Origin of the sequence: Frankia sp. AiPa1, from assembly GCF_023243075.1 — a bacterium.
Classification (GTDB): Bacteria; Actinomycetota; Actinomycetes; order Frankiales; family Frankiaceae; genus Frankia.
This window is the reverse complement of record NZ_JALKFZ020000032.1, coordinates 21,045-37,016: the sequence shown is the minus strand read 5'-3', so window position 1 is coordinate 37,016 and position 15,972 is coordinate 21,045. Positions and strand designations below refer to the sequence as shown.

The window sequence follows — 15,972 nt, the reverse complement described above, 5'->3', positions numbered from 1 at the left end:
TTGACCGCATCTCATCCCACACAGCTTCGCCGACCTTCAGCTCGGTCCCTTCTGAACGCATCGAGGAGAGCAATGCGAGCATCAACACCGCGCCGACGTCGCGCGGTGGTATCAATGGGCGCCGCCGTGGTGGCGGTGGTGCTGGCTGCCTGCTCCAACTCGGATGGCGGGTCATCCGTCGAGCCGAGAGCCACCACAGGCGGGAGCACCGCGGTGGCCGCGTCTCACTACACGACCCCGCTCAAGGGCGTCTGCCCGGATACTGTCGTCGTCCAGACGAGCTGGTGGCCGGAGCCGGACCAGGGGTTCACCTACCAGTTGCTCGGACCCAATCCCACGATCGACGCGAACCACAACCGGGTGACCGGCACACTCGGCGCCACTGGTGTCCGCCTGGAGATCCGCTCCGGAGGCCCGGCCGCAGGCTATCAGCAGCCATCCGCCCTGATGGCCCAGGACGATCAGATTCTGTTCGGTTACGTCGGCACGGACGAGGCGGTCCAGAACTCCGGCAAGATCCCGACGGTGGCGGTGTTCGCGTCGTACGACCGCAGCCCCGAGGTCCTCCTCTGGGGTAACCCGGCCTGGAACTTCGCCAACATCGGCGACATCGGAAAATCCGACGCGAAGGTACTCGCCTACGCCGGCGCGGCCGACATCGATCTTTTCGAAAGCCAGGGGCTGCTCAAGAAGTCGCAGGTCGATACCTCGTACCAGGGTAGCCCGGACCGGTTCGTCGCCGCCGACGGCAAGATCGTGCAGCAGGGCTTCGTCACCAACGAGGTCTACACCCTCCAGCACGACGTGAAGGCATGGGGCAAACCCGTCAAATACCTCCTGACCGATACCTCCTATCCCATCTACCAGTCCGCCCTGGCCGTCCGCGCGGACAAGCTCGCGGCCAACAGTGCCTGCCTGACCAAGCTCGTTCCACTGTTCCAGCAGGCGCAGCGTGACTACATCACCGCCTCCGGACCCACCAACCAGATACTGCTCGATGCCGTGAGCAAGATGCATACCCAGGGGTTCAGCCTCTCCCCCGGCCTGCTCACCTACGCCAACCAGAAGCAGCGCGACCTCAAGTTGATCGCAAACGGCGCCGACGGGGTTCTCGGGAGTTTCGACAACACGCGTGTCCAGAAGCTGATTGACAGTCTCAACCCCCTTTACGCCGCCAAGGGCATCAGGCCGAAAGACGGACTGACCGCCACCGACGTGGTGACCAACCAGTTCCTCGACAAATCGGTATCCCTCGGCTGAGAAAGCGGATGTGCCTGCGGCGGCGGCCTTGACTCCTGCGGGTCTGCCGCCGCGGGACACCGGTGCGGTGTCCGGGCTCCTGCCATTGCGCCCATCTCCGCGATCCGGCACCCGGCGCCGTCGCGGGGTCGGGTCGTCGCGGGGTCGGGTCGTCGCGGGGTCGGTCAGGATGCGGTCGGCCGCGGCACTGCCAGCGGGGGGCGGCGGGCCGCGATCGGCACGGGCCCTCGACGCCGAGCCTGGGCGACTGTTGCTCCACCCTGCGCTCGCTGGGTATTCCCTTCGACCGCAATATTTAGTTGGTGGTAAGTAATCTCACAGTCCGCCTGTCGGTCTTTTCGTCCCCTAACAGGCAGGCCAGGGTAAGCGGAGGAGGCTCCGCTGATTCCGGGCCCGGTCCGGCCGCGCCGCCGTCACCGAGCCCGCGGACCCGTGCGGCGGTCTCGCCGGCCCGGTCGACCCCGAGCACAACCGGCCGAGCGCCCGGCAATTCCCGCATGCCCAAAACTCGCCCAAATCAGAAGGTATTGATGCGTCGAGGTCCACTCGCAGGCAGGTACGCGGCGACCGCGTCCATGGTGATGCTGGCGCTGATTCCCTATCTGGCCCTATCGGCCGCGCTTGATCCGTTGGCACCGATCATCACCAGACAGCTGCACATGAGCCCGCAGACGATGAGCCTCAGCTCGGGACTGGGCAACGCGGCCTACGCCCTGGGGACGGTGCTGGCCGTCCAGCTCAGCCTGCATCTGCCGCAGCGGCGGATGCTGCTCGTCTACGCGGTCGTACTCGTCGTCGGTTCGGTGCTGACGGCGGCGGCCCAGGACGCGGCGATGTACATCGTCGGCCACACTCTCCAGGGCCTGGCCACCAGCATGCTGCTGATCGCCGCCGTTCCGCCGTTGGCGCTCGGGTACCCGCGCCACAAGCTGCCCAGCACCGTGGTGATCATGAATATGTGTATCTTCGGTGCGGTGGCGCTCGGCCCGTTCATCGGCGGCGTGCAGGCCGACGCCGACGCCTGGCGGCCGCTGTTCTGGATCATCGCGGCCATCTCCGTGGCGGCGCTGCTGCTGGTGCTGCTGACGTTCGAGGACGCGCCGCCGGCCAATCCTGACGCGCCACGTGACATCCCGGCAATCCTGCTGGCAGCGGCTGGCAGCGTCGCCGCCTTCCTGGGCGCCTCCGAGCTGACCAGCCATGACTTCCTCGACCCCGAGGTGATCGCGCCGCTGATCGGCGGTCTCGCGCTGATCGTCGTCCTGATCGTCTACCAGTGCCGTGCCGCGCGGCCCCTGCTGACGATCCGGCCCATGCTGACCCGCTCGATCCCGGTCGCCGGCGTGGTGACCGCGCTGTTCGCGGCGGCGGCGTCGGTGTCGGCGACCGTGCTGACCGCGGCGGTGCTGGCGGAGAGGTACGGCCCGGTGCGCGTCGGCCTGCTCTACCTGCCGGAGCTCGGCGGCGCCGTGATCTCCTCGATCGCGTTCGGGGTGGTCATCTCCCGGCGCTCGCTACACTTCCTGCCGCTGGTGGGCATGATCCTGCTCGCGGTCGGAACACTGCTGTTCCGGTTCGCGATGCCCGCGAACCAGCCGCTGGCGCTCGTCGCGGCCGGCCTGACCGGGCTCGCGCTCGGCGCCACCGTCGCCCCGGCCCTGTTCGTGGCCGGCTTCTCGCTGCCGTCGCCCAGCCTCCAGCGCGTGTTCGCCATCGTCGAGTTGCTGCGTGCGGTGGCTGCCTTCATGATCGCGCCGATTTTCGCCCACTTCGCGGCCACTGTCAGTGACAACCTGGAGGACGGCACCAACATCGCCCTGTGGGTCGGCCTGGGGCTCGCCCTGCTCGGCGCCGGAACCGGCGTCGCGATCTACGCTCTCAGCGGAGCCCGTCCGCAGGCCCCCGACATCGACGCCTTCATCGGGGGGGTGCGACCGGCCTGGGATTCGCCACCGCTGCTGTCCCGGCTGCGGCGCCGAGTCGACCTTGGTGACCTGGACATGAAGATCCCCGTTCCGGAAGGTGTCGAGAGATGACGACCACCGACCACGACCCCGGACCCGCACGGCCCGTCGGTCCCGCGGTCCGTACCGGCCCGGTGCTGTTCGCCTACGACGGATCCGACGTCGCCGGGTACGCCATCCGGTATGCCGCGACACAGCTCGCGCCCGGGCGCGAGGCGCTCGTCCTGTGCGTCTGGCAACCTGCCGACGTCGGGTTCACGCCGATCAGCCCGCAGCACTTCGACGCGGCCGATGCCACCGCGGTCCAGAAGGCCGCGGCGGAGATCGCCGCGCACGGCGCCCGGCTCGCGGACGCCGCGGGCTTCCGCGCGCACAGCACCACCGCCGAGGCCGCGCCGACCTGGAAGGGCATCGTCACCACCGCGACCGAGCGGCAGGTGGGCCTCATCGTCATCGGCGCCCACCGCCACACCGGCCTGGTCGGTCACCTCCTCGGCAGCGTCGCTTCGGACGTCGTCGCGCACGCCCCGGGCTCCGTCCTCCTCGTGCACCAGCGCGAGTCGCACGGGGCCGACGTCGTGCGGTAGCGACCAGCACCATCAGGAATTGCTCTCGTCGCGGGGGTGGCGGAACTGTCCGTCCCCCGTCGACGTCGACGCCACCCCCGGCGAGGCCGTCATGCCCCCTGCGCGCCGCACGTGCGCAACGGAGCGAACGCCATCCAGGGCGGGCTGCTTACCGCCGTCGTCGAGGAAGCCGCCCGGTCCGCTGATCCTGACCAGCGACCGCTGGGGTTCCTGCACGTCCGCTACCTGCGATCGGTGCGGGTGGGCCCGGCCGTCGCCCGCGCCACCGTGCACTCTTGGTCGCGGCGAACGTGACCGCCGCGGCCCATTCCGCACCCGCTCTCCTTGACGCTCTCAAAGGCGGCCTGTGAGCGGAAAACGCGGATAGGCCGACGGCCGTTAGCGATCCCGCGACGAGGCTGATCGGACGGGTGGACGACACCCTGGCGGCGGCACGGGGACGGACACTGGTGCGTCTGCCGATCCCTGGGGGCGGTCCCTGACGCGATCGCACGCGCCCGCACAGATCCTCAGAACACACTGAGAGCACGCGCGATCCGTCGCTGTTCGCTTTCGTAGGCCACTGTCATCCGGTCGGCCTGGCTTTTCGGGATGCCGAGTTCGGCGGCGGCCTGCCGCCAGCCCGCCGTGGCGGTCTCCACCTCCCTGACGAGGTCGCGGGCCCTCGGCGGCGACAGGCGGAAGTAGTTGCCTACCGACAGCGCGATGTCGATGCTCGCGTCGGTGTTGTCGAGATCGACGGCCGTGCTCAGCCGGGCCGGGTTGTCCGGATTGGGGTTGAGGTCATAGGCAGGAGAGAGCGACCAGCCGTCTCGTTCGCGCAGGAACGCGTGGTTGCGCAGGTGGTCGTCGGTGTTCCCGGTCAGGATGGAGAACAGGATCCGCCGGTACAGCTCACGCAGGTCGGCGTCAGCTCTCGGCGAGTAGCGTTCGATCACCTCGGCGATCTCGAGGTAGCTGCGGAGGTCCCCGTCGGAGGCCTCGAGCATCGTCAGGGCGCTGGCGAACCCCAGACGCCGCGCGCCGATGCGGTCGAAGCGGCTCAGCAGTAGTACGTGCCGGCCGGCGACGGTCAGCAGTTCCGACTCCGCCACGGTAAGCCCCGCTCGCCGAGCGAGTCTCAGCTGTACCTCCTCCCAACCGGCCACGTCCCATTCGTCGCTGTCCGAACGCGGGAACTTGGCGATCGAGAGTCGCCCGGACGCGTCCCGCACCGCTGCCTTGGGGCGCGCGCCGCCGAGCGAGCTACCTGCGTCGATGAGGTCCGCGAGGTCGCGGTCGAAGTCGCCCTGAGAGCGGACGCGGTCGGCTGCTCGCATGAGTCGGGCCAGGTCGATCAGCCGTGGAACCGCGTGCCGATGCGTCGAATAGTAGGTGGCGGTTGCCGGCTGGCGGAACCTGACACCTCCCTGGCGAGTGTCATCGCGGACACCGAGAAGGAAGTCGGCCCTGCCGAGAGCGCGAGGTGTGCTCCCGGCGGCGCGGGCGCGCTCGCGCTCCTCACGCCTCATGAGGTTCTCACCCCATCGGTCGGGGGCGCTGTCGGCGAACGCGTTGAAGATGGCTGACCCCGGCGGCGTGTGGAAGACGCCGGCGGCCCTGGCCAGCGCCGGGTCGAGGTCGTATCCAGCCGGGTTGGTCAGGTAGGCGTCGGCGTAGCGGAACGTGGCGCTCTGTCCGCCGCGGTCGTGAAGCCACAACGTTCCGGCAGCGGTCTCCTGCCCGTCGATCTCGACGGTGACCTCGACAGGATCCCGCCCGGCCATCAGCGCCGTACTCGCTTGGGGAGGATCTCGTCCATGCGTAGCCGGCCGACGTCGGTCTCGTACGGGTCGGTGGCCTTGACGACAGCGTCCATGATCCCGACGGTGCGTAGCACCCTGAACAGGTTTTCGGTGCTCGCGGTGCCCTTGCCCTGCTCGATGGCGCGCAGCGTGTCCCGGGAGATCCCGGCTCGCTCGGCGACCTGGGCCGCGGTCAGCCGGTTCAGCTTCCGCCAGGTCGACACATGCTCGCCGAGCAGACGCAGCGACCGCGCCACCGACAACGGCGTGGCATGCGAGGCTCTGTCGCCGACCATAGCCAGCATCATACGACTCAACGGCGGTCAAGTTCGCCGTTAAAGGCGGCTGCCTCCGCGTGGTGGCTGACCAGGTGGGGTCGAAGAGGTTATGACGGATAGATCGCGTGCCCACCCGGGCCATCTGAGCCGGTAGCGCTCCAGTTCATGTCGATGCCGAGGTTCGGGACGTCGAGATCCGGCATGTCCCCGTCCAGTCCGACCGCCAGGTGACCACCGTGGGTGGGATCGCAGCCTGTCCGAACAAGGCGAGAAGATCTCCGCCACGGCCAAACACGACGTCGCTGATCTTCGGTGCCGCGGTCCTACTGCGCACACCGCACCTCCGCACGAAGCCGCTCGGCGGTCGGCGGTCGGCGGTCGGCGGTCGGCGGTCGGCGGTCGGCGGTCGGCGGTCGGCGGTCGGCGGTCGGCGGTCGGTCGCACGGTCGCTCCGAGATCCACCTCGCGCAGCTTCTTCGACCTCGACGGGCACGGCTGGCAGATCATGTGGATGGATCCGGCGGCGGCGCAGCAGGGGCCGGGGGTGTCCGCGACCTCGACGCAGGACGCCGACGCCCCGGCCTGATCTGACACCGGTTCAGGCCGACGCCGCCCGCTCCGCTCCCGAAGCGGTGCGCGCCAGCTACCTGCCGAGGATGCCGGCGAGTAACCATTCGAGGCTGGTGGTAAAGCGCCGACGACCTCGTCGACCGAACAACCTCGGCGTCGCCCGGGTGCACGCACGCCTCGCCGTAACCGCGATGGCCAGTGGCCGGCTACGATCAGCCAACGACGTGGCGATCGCGGCGACCGCGGCCGCCACCAGCCGGGCGCTACTCACGACCGATTGCTGACGGGAAACGCGCATGCTCATTCACGGCGAACGGCTTGTGCTGCGTGCCGCTGAGGATGCAGACGCGTCCTTCGTCGCCGCGCTGTTCAACGCCGACGAGTCCTGATCGCCTAACCGTGCGGGATGCGCCTGTGCGTCCAGCAGCTCCTCGAACCGCTGCTGCTGGCCCGCGCCCGCGAGCTGGGGGCAGACGTCCGCTTCGGCGCCCGGCTCGTGGATGCTCCGTTACCACGAGATGCCGTGGCTGATCGAACGTAGCTCTCAGGAAGCGTTGTCGCCTCGATCCTCGGCGGACCGCTCCTCGAGAACGGTGACGAAGGCCGAGGCCACGAGGGCGACGTCGCGGTCGTCGTCGTGGGCCAGCTCGCGCAGGACCTCCCACGTCTGGGTCCCCGGCAGCTCGACCAGCGCCTGGGCCAGGCGAATCCGCATCGCGGAGTCCGCGGTGTGCGCGGCGAGTTCGTCGACCAGGGCGGTCATGATCCGGTCCGCGCACCCGGGGTTCTGGGACAGCGTCGCCAAGGCCTCCGCCGCGTCGACGTCGTTGGCGCCCTCAACCACCATGCCGACCAGTGTCGGCACCGCCGCGGTCACGCCACGCCTGCCCAACGCCAGAGCGGCGTGCCTGCGCACCGTCGTGTCCGGGTCCCCGAACGCGTCCGCGAGTACCGCGGTCGCACCCGGGGCCTCGGACATCTCAGCGATCGCCCGCACCGCGCGCCGCCGGATGTCGACGTCCTCCGAGCGCGCGCCGGCGGCCAGCGTCGCCACGCCGTCGCCGCCCGATCGGGCGAGCGCCCAGCGCAGAGCGCCCGCGACATTGGGGTCGGGTTCGGCCAGAACCGCCCCGGCCAACAGCTCGGCGGGAACCGGCACGCCCTCCGGCTTGCCCAGGACAGCCTGCTGCCTGCGCGCGGCGCTGGTCGAGTTGAGCCCCTGCATGAGTTCGACGATGCGCAGGACACCCTGCCAACCCGTGGGCGCCGACGCATCGATCGCGCGGAGCCGTTTGAGCAGCTCCTGTTCCCGCTCCAAACGGTCTTCCGTCCACCGGATGAGGTCGCCGACCAGGGCGGACGGTGTGAAGGCCGGGTCCTCCAGCGCGCGCCCGATCTGCTGGAGCGAGAGCCCAAGGGACCGCAGGCTGCCCACGTGGAAGATCCTGCGGACGTCCTCGGTGGAGTACTCGCGGTAGCCGCCGACGGTGCGACCGGTCGGTCGCACCAGCCCGAGGGCGTCGTAGTGGCGAAGCATCCGGGTACTCACCCCCGAGCGGCGGGCCACCTCGCCGATCAGCAACCCGCAGCCTCCTCAGCCTTCGCGGTCCTGGCAGCCTCCGTCTGGTCGGCGGTCTCCGAGGTCTCGGCGACTCCCGACGCAGCCACGGCGGCTGCCAGTTCCGGGCCAAGTATGACGATCCGCTTCGCCTCGTCGATGGCCGCGTCGAAACCGGTCTCCGGGTCCCGCAGGAGCAGCTGGGTGGCACGAGCGTGGGTGGCCACCGCCGGGTTGGAGTTCGCCGCGGCCCTGTCCAGGGCGGGCTCGATCATTTCGCCGAGGTCGACGAGGGCCCGGCTGAGGCTCAGTTGCACGGACCGGTCGCCGCGGCCGAGTTGCACGACCAGTTCATCGGTCAACTCCTTCTTCTCGTCCTCGGGCACGAGGGCGACCGCGACGCGCCACGCGGTCCGCGCGACCTCGTCGTCGGCGTCGCACAGCAGGTCGCGTGTGATCCAGACCCATGCGCCCCTGTCACCGATCTTGGAGAGCGTGTGCAACGCCTGGCTGCGGGCCGCAGGGCGCTCGGAGTCGAGTTCCTGGCGGATCCGGGGCAGGGTGATCGCCGGCGAGAGGCGGGTCAGCGCCCAGGACAACATGTCTCGCACGAAGAAGTCCGGCTCGACCGCGCACCGCTCGACGAGCGTCTCCAGGAGACCAGGGTCGGGGTTCGAACCGACCGCCAGGGCCGCCTGAAGCCGGACCGACGGGTCCTTGGCGCCCAGAGCGTTGGCCACGCGGATGTTCTGCGGGGTTCCGTTTGTCGAGTTGATCGAGACCACCTCCCGCGCCCAGTGGACACCTTCTCACCATGTCAGGGTCAAGCTCATGCGCGGCGGATCAGGAGATCGTCCGGTCCAGGACGCGCCCCCCGCACCTAGCTTGAGTGACCATCGACAACGGCTGGCGCGAGGTTGCCGACACCGCGCTGACCTGGTTGCGTCAGCACTCGCGGTAAATCCCGACCGGGCGCGCCGAGGACGGACCACACCGCACCCGACCGAGGTACGAAACAGCCGTTAGGCTCAAGATCGTGACGCAGATCTTGGATTCCGCCACTGAGCGCGACGATCCCGAGGCGATCGCACACGCCGCCGCAAGCTGCCTGTTGTTCACCCGCATGCGGGGGCTCGCCGTCTGGGCAGGCGCCGGCCAGCCGGTGACGCCGACGGGGGCGCCGCGGCCCGCCGACCTCGCGGCGGTGTGCGCTGCGGCCGGCGTCGCGCTGCCGCGGACGTCACGACGGGCGGTCGACATCCGGGACCTGCAGCAGGCCTGGACCGCGGCGCGGGTGGCGGGCCTGCTGGTCGTCGAAGGCGGCCGGGCGAGGGCCGACGACGGCGGCGGGCTGGCCGAGCCGGGCGGCGGCGAGCAACCCGGTCCGGACGTCCTGGGACGCTGGGCCGCAGCGTTCGACGAGGTGTGCCTCACCGCAGCGTGGCCACGCAAGCCGCGCGCCCCCCGCACGGCCTGTGTCGCGCTGCTGAGTGCGCTCGCCGAGCCTGCGGTTCTCCACGAGACCGACGCGCGCGTCAGCTTCAGCGAACAGCTCCGGTCCGACCGCAGCTGGATCTCCAGCGATATGTTCCGCCGCTGGGATGATCCGTACGAGGGGGCGCGCGACATCCTGGCCGTGCTCGGCGCTCTCGACGCGGCCGACGGGCAGGTGCGGATCACCCCACTCGGCCGCTGGCTGCACACAGCCACATGGCGAGCGCGCCCCACGCCCGGCATGCCCGCCACGGCAGTGGTACCGCTGCTCGCCGCCGCGACGTCGCCCCGGGACTTCGCGGAGGCAGTCACGGAGTGGCTGCCCGACCGCTTCGGCCTTCGGGGCGACCCCGCCGGCCAGGTCCCAGCTCTCCCCGAGCTGCTGCGTGCCGCCGCCGACGCCGGACCGGCGGTACGCCAACGCCTCGTCGACATGGACCTCCCCGAACTCCTTCCGGGGCTCAGGGCGCTGGGCGACATGCCGACACTCGCCCCTCACCTCGCCACGTTTCTCTTCGCCTACGACGCTGGCCCCGAGCCAGACGACCACACAAGCCGGTGGCTCGCGGCCGAGTCGGCGCTCGCCACGCTCGCGACCAACGGCGTCCAGGCGGCCGCCGACGAACTGGTCATCCGCGGCGGGATCGAGGCCGCGCTCGGCGGCGGCCATCCCGACGAGGCCCAGCTGGACGGGAATCATCTGTCCAGATCGACTCCCCTGATCCCCCCTGATCCTCGACCGAGGCTCGGCCGGCCGTCGACCACGGAGTGCCCAGCGGGACCGCTGCCCAGTCTCGCGGTACTGGCTGTGCCCACCACCGCACTTTCGTCACGGTACGGAATAGGCGTGTCCCGGCCGCGAGACACCCGCCGAGGAGATCGCCCATCTACACCACGCCGCAGAAGGTGCGGCAGAGCGAATATCGAGATAGGTCGTCGACGTAATGGCGAATGATACCGGCACTGCTATAACAATGACTGCAAGAACGACCCCAGGGGCATGCCCAGGGCAGAGCAAAATCCTGGGAGCAGACCATCCAGCTGAACCCGTCCCGTCACGCCGATAGGGGTCGACGAGGGGCCGAACACCACAAAGTCGCAGGTAAAGGACACCGACTCCGCCCGGTGGACGCTGTCATCGCGGCAGCTGTGCGGCTCCGACGGCCTATACGATATGTTCCCAGAGGTTTTGTCTTCGAATTTCCATGCGCGTAGGCTGAATGCGGATCGCGGGCGGCGACTTTCCGCTCGGTCGCCGCGGCCGTGACCATCCGCCTCCCTGCCCCGAGGAGTCGCCATGAAGGTCCTCACGGCCACCGCATTCAGTCAGAGCTATCGCAAAAACGACTTCAACCACTGCATCGAGGGTGAGCTGGTGTGGATCGGCCTGATCTGCGCGACCGACCGGGCGAACCCCGACGGCGGATGCGGCTGCGGTCGGTCGTTCGCCGGGCTCACCTCACGGCGCGCGACCACGACGGCGATGGTCCGCGACCTGCCCGCGCTGACACCCGACTCCTACCTGGACACGCTACGCGGGGGGATCGTCGCCCAGGGATGGCCCGCCGAGGCTGCCGACGAGCTCGCCTTCTTCCTGGGCGACTTCGCCGATGACCTGCCGGTGGGCGCTGTCGCGGAACGCCGCCTCGACACGGTGTCCGTCCGCCGTGGTCCCAATCTTCCGTACCGGCCACCGAGGTAACTCCGCGGCGGTCGCCACCATCGCGATGCCGAGCCCCATCGCGACGCCACCCCAGGTCGCCCACGCTGATCCGCGGCGGCGGGACAGCGACATGGCCGCTACCGCCTGGGCGGGGACGTTAACGAGGGCGCCGATCGCGGTGAGAGTGAGCACGATCCACCACCGGCCCGAGGAGCTTGAATCGGCGCAACGGATCGCGCTGCGCGATGCCGACCTTCGTGTCGGGCTGAGCCGACCCGGCACCAACAGCATGGTCGACGTCGCGGGCGCCCCGATCAACCCCGCCCCACACGAAGCGGGACGAGAAATCGCGGCCTGCTGACAGCTATCCACAGCTACCGTTTTGCCGAACGGCCGAGAATGAACGTTCCGCGCGAACCACGATCAAACGGCCCACAGGGGCCAGCCCAGTCGACGAGGGCTGCGAGGCTGTCCACGTCAGTGCGCTTGCCCTGCGCCAGGCGAGTCAGCGTCGACTGGCTGATCCCCGCCTGCGTCGCGACGCTTTCCGCAGTAGGCCTCGCCCCTGACGCTGGGCGTCGATGGCTGCGAAGAACCCGACCGCATCGAACGTTTCCTTGTCTGGCATGACACCTTTCTCCTACCGGTTCGATATGTGACGTACGATTACAGCAGGCGAATCTGCCTTGCTGCGGCGAATTTGACTCCAGAGCGTCACTTGCACATCCGCGAACTATCGCGCGGCTGTGCCCCAGCACACACAGACCAAGGAGTCCCGCATGGCCAACCACAAGGTGTACCAGATCGTCCCCTCGGGCGGCTGGTGGCAGATCAGGTTTGAGAACTCATTCGTCTCGACCCATCGCCTCAAGGACGAGGCGATCACCGCTGGCCAGAAGATCGCGAGTGGCAAACAGCCCAGTCAGCTGGTCGTCCAACGGGCTGACGGTACAGTCGAGACCGAGTGGACCTACGCCGACGACTCGCTCCCGCTCAAGGGCTGAGAAGAGATCAGGCGAAGGCCGCCAACTCAGGCTCCAGTGGTAACCGAGGGATATAGCGCGATCGCGGGCCGCTTTGTCAAGCAGTCCATCGTCAAGCGCAATCTGAAGACCACAGTCACCGAGCCGGTGAGACGCAGGAAGTCACGGTAACTTTATATGATCCCGGTTCCGTCCTTTCTCTGGTGGTCTGGGCGGAACCGGACACGTTACGTATCCGCCCCCTCCTCACCCCCTGCAGCTTTCCCGAAGAACGGGGACCCCTCAGTGGATCTCCGCGCCGTCGACCCCCCTCCTCATACCGGGTTCGGGGGTCGTCCCGGGGGTCGCCCCCGGAAACATCGCGGCCCGCCGGGAAGCTGACCAGAGATCAGCGGCCACGGCGGGCCAGCTCGTGGACCTGGTATACCAGCATACGAATCGATCGATCTTGGCTGTCGGCCCTGAAATCATCGTCCGCTCAGTCGCCACACAGACCCTGGCCAAGGGCGATGCTCAATGACCCCGCCTGCCAGAACATCTTAAATCGACAGCGAGCCGGCCCGACGGTGTGAACGATCGTTCACCAAGACGGGAGCAGGCACAGTGTGCCGGCCGGGGAACATGATGTCGATCTCGACGTCGTCGTGGCGTAGCTCCCGCCGGACGGTCGATCCGAGTCGCCGTGGGGCGTGCGGTTGCGTGACCTACCAGGCATGGCTCGTGGACACCGGGCTCCCAACTCGCCGTCGGCGGCGCGTTCCCATTCGTTCGAATCATGCCGGGTCCATCCCAAGGCCGAGGCTGGAAACTGTCAGCACGACTGCCCCTCGGCCGAAGGCGCGGTGGGGCCGAGACCGTTGATCATCAGGTCGATCTGCCGGCGTGCCAGGCCGTCCCGGTCGCCGGTCCCTGGCAGTGGTCGTGAGAGAAGCGAGGTCGCCACGATCAGGTCTTCGGGGGTCAGGTCCGCTCGCAGTTCTCCGGCGGCCTTTCCCCGATCGAGGAGCGTGCGCAGGGCGGTGCGAACGTCCGCTTGGCGGTTGCGGGTGGCGGGGGTGAAGACGGGCGGGCCGCCGTGCAAGGGAAGCACGAAGCGCTTGCGGTCGCGCAAGGTGGCCAAGAGCCGACGGCGAAGGGGACGCGGGTGGCCGCGCCGATCAGTCCCAACCCGTACCTCCCCGGCCCCGCCGCTCAGCGACGCCGAACGGGATGAGCGACTGCGGCGAGCCATCGCACTCGCGCCGGAGTACGGCATGGAGGTCCCGCTCCCGCCCGCGACGTAGGACGGGGTGTTATCGCCGGCGGCGAGGCGCCGCCGAACGGGGCGGCGCCGACCGCATATGGTCGCGCACCGGCGACAGCAGGTCAGCCAAAGCCTCCGTATCCCCGCGCGACAGCGGCGCAAAGAACTGGCGACGCAGGACCTCGGTGTGACCGGGCAGCACCTTGGCCAGCAGCCCCCGCCCAGTATGGGTGATCGTGACCATGACCCCCCGCTCGTCGTCCGCGCAGGGCGCACGGGTGACCAGGCCCGCCCTTTCGAGCAGGCCTGCCTGATAGGTCAACCCGCTGCGGCTGTAGACGACGCCGTCAGCCAGGTCGGTCATGCGTTCACTGCCGGTCGGCGAGTCGAGGCCGAGACGCGCCAGGAGCTGGAACTGAACGTAGCTGAGGTCGCCGGCCTCGCGCAGCTGCTGCTCGACCGCGTGTCGAAGCAGACCCGCCACCTCCATGAGGGCGAAGTACGCGCCCAGCTGGACGGCATCCAGGGGTGGCGGCGTGTCAGGCATGGCACGACCTTATCGCGTGCTTCATCTTCGAAGTACTTGCTTCACCTTCGAAGCACTGCTACCTTGGCCAAGTGCTTCAAGTTCGAAGCATAGGTTCCATCGAGAGCGAGGCTTCCCATGAAGGCAGTTCGATTCCATGAGTACGGCGACCCCGATGTCCTGCGCTACGAGGACGTCGACCAACCGGTGCCGAGCACAGGGCAGGTGCGAGTGCGTGTCGCCGCGACGACGTTCAACGGGGTCGATGGCAACATCCGCGCGGGCTTCATGCGGGGACCGATGCCCCTGGTCTTGCCGCATATCCCCGGCCTGGACGTCGCGGGGACGATCGACGCACTCGGCGAGGGCGTCGACGGCATTGAAGTCGGTGACCAGGTCGTCGGCTTCCTGCCGTTCGTCGACGACGGCGCCTCGGCGCAGTACGTCCTCGCGCCCGCCGAGAGCCTGGCACCGGCTCCGACAAAGGTCCCGCTCGCCGAGGCGGCCGCGCTACCCCTGGTCGGTCTCACCGCGTGGCAGGCGCTCTTCGACCACGCCGAGCTGAAGGCCGGGCAGCGGATCCTGATCAGCGGCGCCGGCGGAGCCGTGGGCGGCTATGCGGTACAGCTGGCCAAGGCAGCCGGCGCCCACGTGATCGCCACCGGTAGCCCCCGCAGCAGCGAGCACGTCAAGGCGGCGGGCGCCGATGAGGTCATCGACCACACCACCACCGCGGTGGCCACCGCGGTGACCGAGCCGGTCGACGTCCTGCTCAACCTTGCCCCGATCGACCCCGCCGAGTTCAGCGCGCTGGCTGCCCTGGTCCGCGACGGCGGCGTCGTGGTCAGCACCACCGTGTGGATGCCCGCCCCGGCCGACGAGGAGCGCGGCGTGCGAGCCATCGACCTCTTCGTCCGCAGCGACGCCAGGCAACTGTCGGAACTCGTCGCGCGCGTGGACCGCGGCGAGCTTACCGTCGACGTCGCCGAGCGCGTCCCGCTGCAGGACCTGGCATCCGTCCACGCCCGGGCCGCCGCGGGGGCCCTTTCGGGCAAGGTCATCGTCCTTCCTGCCACTGCCTGACCCACCCGTCCGCAGGCGACAGCGACCCTTGAGAGGGACCTGGGTCAGTTCATGGAGGCGCGGGCGTGCCGGTTCACGGCGATGATCTCGTCCAGCCTGTCGCGAGCGTGCAGCAACTCGGTGATGTGCCTGTCGAGCCGGGCGCGTTCCTCGGCCATGCGTGTCCAGGCGTCGTCGGCGCTCTCCTCGTTCGGGGAGTCGACGCAGGGAAGGAGGTCGATGATCGTGCGACTGGAGAGTCCGGCGGCGTAGAGCCGCCGCAGGAATCGCACGCGCTCAACATCGGACGCGACGTAGGTTCGTTGCCCGCTGGGGCTGCGGCTACTGCTCAACAGCCCCTGCTCCTCGTAGTAGCGCAGGGACCGGACACTGACGCCCGTCTGCGCCGCGAGATCGCCGATCCGCATGTGAGCTCCTTCACACGGCCCTTGCCTCTGACGTCAATGGTAGGTCTTAGCGTCGCCGTGTGACCAGCTTGTTCGAACCCTTCGACCGCTCCGGGCTGCGGCAACCGAACTTCGTGGTGATGGCGCTGATGGCGCTGATGACGCGCTCCCGCGCCACGGCCGAGGGCCTGGCGACAGCATCGATGGCGGCGTACTTCGCCCAGCGGGCCACCGCCGGCCTGATCATCACCGAGGGCATCCAGCCCAGCCTGCTCGGGCAGTCGAATCCGTTCGCCCCAGGCTTCACGGCGACCGACGAAGACGCCGAGCCCAGAGGGGACGGCCAGGTCGGACGACAACTGCCCGCGCACCGGGTCATCGGCGTCGAGGAAACTGCCTGGACGACGCATACGGCGGATCGGCCGGACGCCGGCAGGGATTCCCGCAGTCAGTTCGGCGGCCAGGGCGGCGCCGCCGCCTTCATCGCGTCGGTCCCGCTCGACGCCCGGGACCGAGCGAAGTTCGCCCATCTCAACGCCGAGCGACTCCTGATGCGCCGTCACCGCTGATCAAGAACCTACGCGCCCAACCCA

General features: G+C 69.2%; 17 protein-coding genes. 10 read left to right on the top strand and 7 right to left on the bottom strand.

What is annotated here, in order from left to right; all coding sequences use genetic code 11:
• The first annotated feature begins 114 nt into the window (after positions 1 to 114).
• The 4 genes from MXD95_RS04820 (at position 115) to MXD95_RS04805 (ending at position 4,105) form a co-directional block, all read left to right on the top strand.
• Positions 115 to 1,260: a hypothetical protein gene (locus MXD95_RS04820; RefSeq protein ID WP_250639308.1), complete on the top strand. Its 1,146-nt coding sequence runs from the start codon at positions 115 to 117 to the stop codon at positions 1,258 to 1,260.
• A gap of 530 nt (positions 1,261 to 1,790) precedes the next feature.
• Positions 1,791 to 3,296, top strand: coding sequence for an MFS transporter (locus tag MXD95_RS04815; protein ID WP_250639307.1), 1,506 nt, complete (start codon positions 1,791 to 1,793; stop codon positions 3,294 to 3,296).
• Positions 3,293 to 3,811 (top strand): universal stress protein, encoded by a 519-nt coding sequence (locus tag MXD95_RS04810; protein WP_250639306.1) that lies wholly within the window; start codon positions 3,293 to 3,295, stop codon positions 3,809 to 3,811. The genes MXD95_RS04815 and MXD95_RS04810 overlap by 4 nt, the downstream gene beginning before the upstream one ends.
• 111 nt (positions 3,812 to 3,922) lie before the next feature.
• Entirely contained in the window at positions 3,923 to 4,105 is a 183-nt protein-coding gene (locus MXD95_RS04805) for a hotdog family protein (protein ID WP_250639305.1), read from the top strand.
• 215 nt (positions 4,106 to 4,320) lie between these two features.
• Here the strand turns inward: MXD95_RS04805 and MXD95_RS04800 are convergent, their stop codons facing one another.
• From MXD95_RS04800 to MXD95_RS04785, 4 genes are all read right to left on the bottom strand, one after another.
• A complete protein-coding gene (locus MXD95_RS04800; protein WP_250639304.1) occupies positions 4,321 to 5,577 on the bottom strand; it encodes a type II toxin-antitoxin system HipA family toxin in 1,257 nt (418 codons plus the stop codon).
• Entirely contained in the window at positions 5,577 to 5,891 is a 315-nt protein-coding gene (locus tag MXD95_RS04795) for a helix-turn-helix transcriptional regulator (RefSeq protein WP_250639303.1), read from the bottom strand. Before MXD95_RS04795 ends, MXD95_RS04800 begins: the two co-directional genes overlap by 1 nt.
• Before the next feature lie 1,096 nt (positions 5,892 to 6,987).
• A complete protein-coding gene (locus MXD95_RS04790; RefSeq protein WP_250639302.1) occupies positions 6,988 to 8,025 on the bottom strand; it encodes a HEAT repeat domain-containing protein in 1,038 nt (345 codons plus the stop codon).
• Positions 8,019 to 8,741 (bottom strand): HEAT repeat domain-containing protein, encoded by a 723-nt coding sequence (locus tag MXD95_RS04785; protein WP_250639301.1) that lies wholly within the window; start codon positions 8,739 to 8,741, stop codon positions 8,019 to 8,021. The genes MXD95_RS04790 and MXD95_RS04785 overlap by 7 nt, the downstream gene beginning before the upstream one ends.
• 296 nt (positions 8,742 to 9,037) lie before the next feature.
• Here MXD95_RS04785 and MXD95_RS04780 point away from each other — a divergent pair, with 296 nt between their 5' ends.
• The 4 genes from MXD95_RS04780 (at position 9,038) to MXD95_RS04765 (ending at position 12,162) form a co-directional block, all read left to right on the top strand.
• Positions 9,038 to 10,450, top strand: a complete 1,413-nt coding sequence (locus MXD95_RS04780) for a hypothetical protein (protein WP_250639300.1) — start codon at positions 9,038 to 9,040, stop codon at positions 10,448 to 10,450.
• A 342-nt stretch (positions 10,451 to 10,792) separates the two neighbouring features.
• On the top strand, positions 10,793 to 11,197 hold the full coding sequence (locus MXD95_RS04775; protein ID WP_250639299.1) for a DUF7715 family protein: 405 nt from the start codon (positions 10,793 to 10,795) through the stop codon (positions 11,195 to 11,197).
• A gap of 139 nt (positions 11,198 to 11,336) precedes the next feature.
• A complete protein-coding gene (locus MXD95_RS04770) occupies positions 11,337 to 11,519 on the top strand; it encodes a hypothetical protein (RefSeq protein WP_250639298.1) in 183 nt (60 codons plus the stop codon).
• A 418-nt stretch (positions 11,520 to 11,937) separates the two neighbouring features.
• Positions 11,938 to 12,162, top strand: a complete 225-nt coding sequence (locus MXD95_RS04765) for a DUF2188 domain-containing protein (RefSeq protein ID WP_250639297.1) — start codon at positions 11,938 to 11,940, stop codon at positions 12,160 to 12,162.
• 790 nt (positions 12,163 to 12,952) lie between these two features.
• Here the strand turns inward: MXD95_RS04765 and MXD95_RS04760 are convergent.
• Positions 12,953 to 13,252 carry an SbtR family transcriptional regulator gene (locus tag MXD95_RS04760; protein WP_250639296.1) on the bottom strand — a complete coding sequence of 100 codons (300 nt, stop codon included), beginning with the start codon at positions 13,250 to 13,252 and terminating at the stop codon, positions 12,953 to 12,955.
• Positions 13,253 to 13,433: 181 nt separating this feature from the next.
• On the bottom strand, positions 13,434 to 13,931 hold the full coding sequence (locus MXD95_RS04755) for a MarR family winged helix-turn-helix transcriptional regulator (RefSeq protein WP_250639295.1): 498 nt from the start codon (positions 13,929 to 13,931) through the stop codon (positions 13,434 to 13,436).
• Between the two features lie 117 nt (positions 13,932 to 14,048).
• Between MXD95_RS04755 and MXD95_RS04750 the strand changes: the two genes are divergently transcribed.
• Positions 14,049 to 14,993 carry an NADP-dependent oxidoreductase gene (locus MXD95_RS04750; protein ID WP_250639294.1) on the top strand — a complete coding sequence of 315 codons (945 nt, stop codon included), beginning with the start codon at positions 14,049 to 14,051 and terminating at the stop codon, positions 14,991 to 14,993.
• A gap of 44 nt (positions 14,994 to 15,037) precedes the next feature.
• Here MXD95_RS04750 and MXD95_RS04745 read toward each other — a convergent pair whose 3' ends face one another.
• Complete coding sequence (locus tag MXD95_RS04745) at positions 15,038 to 15,400, bottom strand: MerR family transcriptional regulator (protein WP_250639293.1); 363 nt, start codon at positions 15,398 to 15,400, stop codon at positions 15,038 to 15,040.
• A 59-nt stretch (positions 15,401 to 15,459) separates the two neighbouring features.
• Between MXD95_RS04745 and MXD95_RS29535 the strand changes: the two genes are divergently transcribed.
• Positions 15,460 to 15,948, top strand: coding sequence for a beta/alpha barrel domain-containing protein (locus MXD95_RS29535; RefSeq protein WP_250639292.1), 489 nt, complete (start codon positions 15,460 to 15,462; stop codon positions 15,946 to 15,948).
• Positions 15,949 to 15,972: the final 24 nt, after the last annotated feature.

What these genes read in the sequence shown, in the direction of transcription:
- MXD95_RS04820 (WP_250639308.1), top strand. Translation starts at nt 115, where the DNA reads ATGGGCGCCGCCGTGGTGGCGGTGGTGCTGGCTGCCTGCTCCAACTCG.
- MXD95_RS04815 (WP_250639307.1), top strand. Translation starts at nt 1,791, where the DNA reads ATGCGTCGAGGTCCACTCGCAGGCAGGTACGCGGCGACCGCGTCCATG.
- MXD95_RS04810 (WP_250639306.1), top strand. Translation starts at nt 3,293, where the DNA reads ATGACGACCACCGACCACGACCCCGGACCCGCACGGCCCGTCGGTCCC.
- MXD95_RS04800 (WP_250639304.1), bottom strand. Translation starts at nt 5,577, where the DNA reads ATGGCCGGGCGGGATCCTGTCGAGGTCACCGTCGAGATCGACGGGCAG.
- MXD95_RS04795 (WP_250639303.1), bottom strand. Translation starts at nt 5,891, where the DNA reads ATGGTCGGCGACAGAGCCTCGCATGCCACGCCGTTGTCGGTGGCGCGG.
- MXD95_RS04775 (WP_250639299.1), top strand. Translation starts at nt 10,793, where the DNA reads ATGAAGGTCCTCACGGCCACCGCATTCAGTCAGAGCTATCGCAAAAAC.
- MXD95_RS04765 (WP_250639297.1), top strand. Translation starts at nt 11,938, where the DNA reads ATGGCCAACCACAAGGTGTACCAGATCGTCCCCTCGGGCGGCTGGTGG.
- MXD95_RS04755 (WP_250639295.1), bottom strand. Translation starts at nt 13,931, where the DNA reads ATGCCTGACACGCCGCCACCCCTGGATGCCGTCCAGCTGGGCGCGTAC.
- MXD95_RS04750 (WP_250639294.1), top strand. Translation starts at nt 14,049, where the DNA reads ATGAAGGCAGTTCGATTCCATGAGTACGGCGACCCCGATGTCCTGCGC.
- MXD95_RS04745 (WP_250639293.1), bottom strand. Translation starts at nt 15,400, where the DNA reads ATGCGGATCGGCGATCTCGCGGCGCAGACGGGCGTCAGTGTCCGGTCC.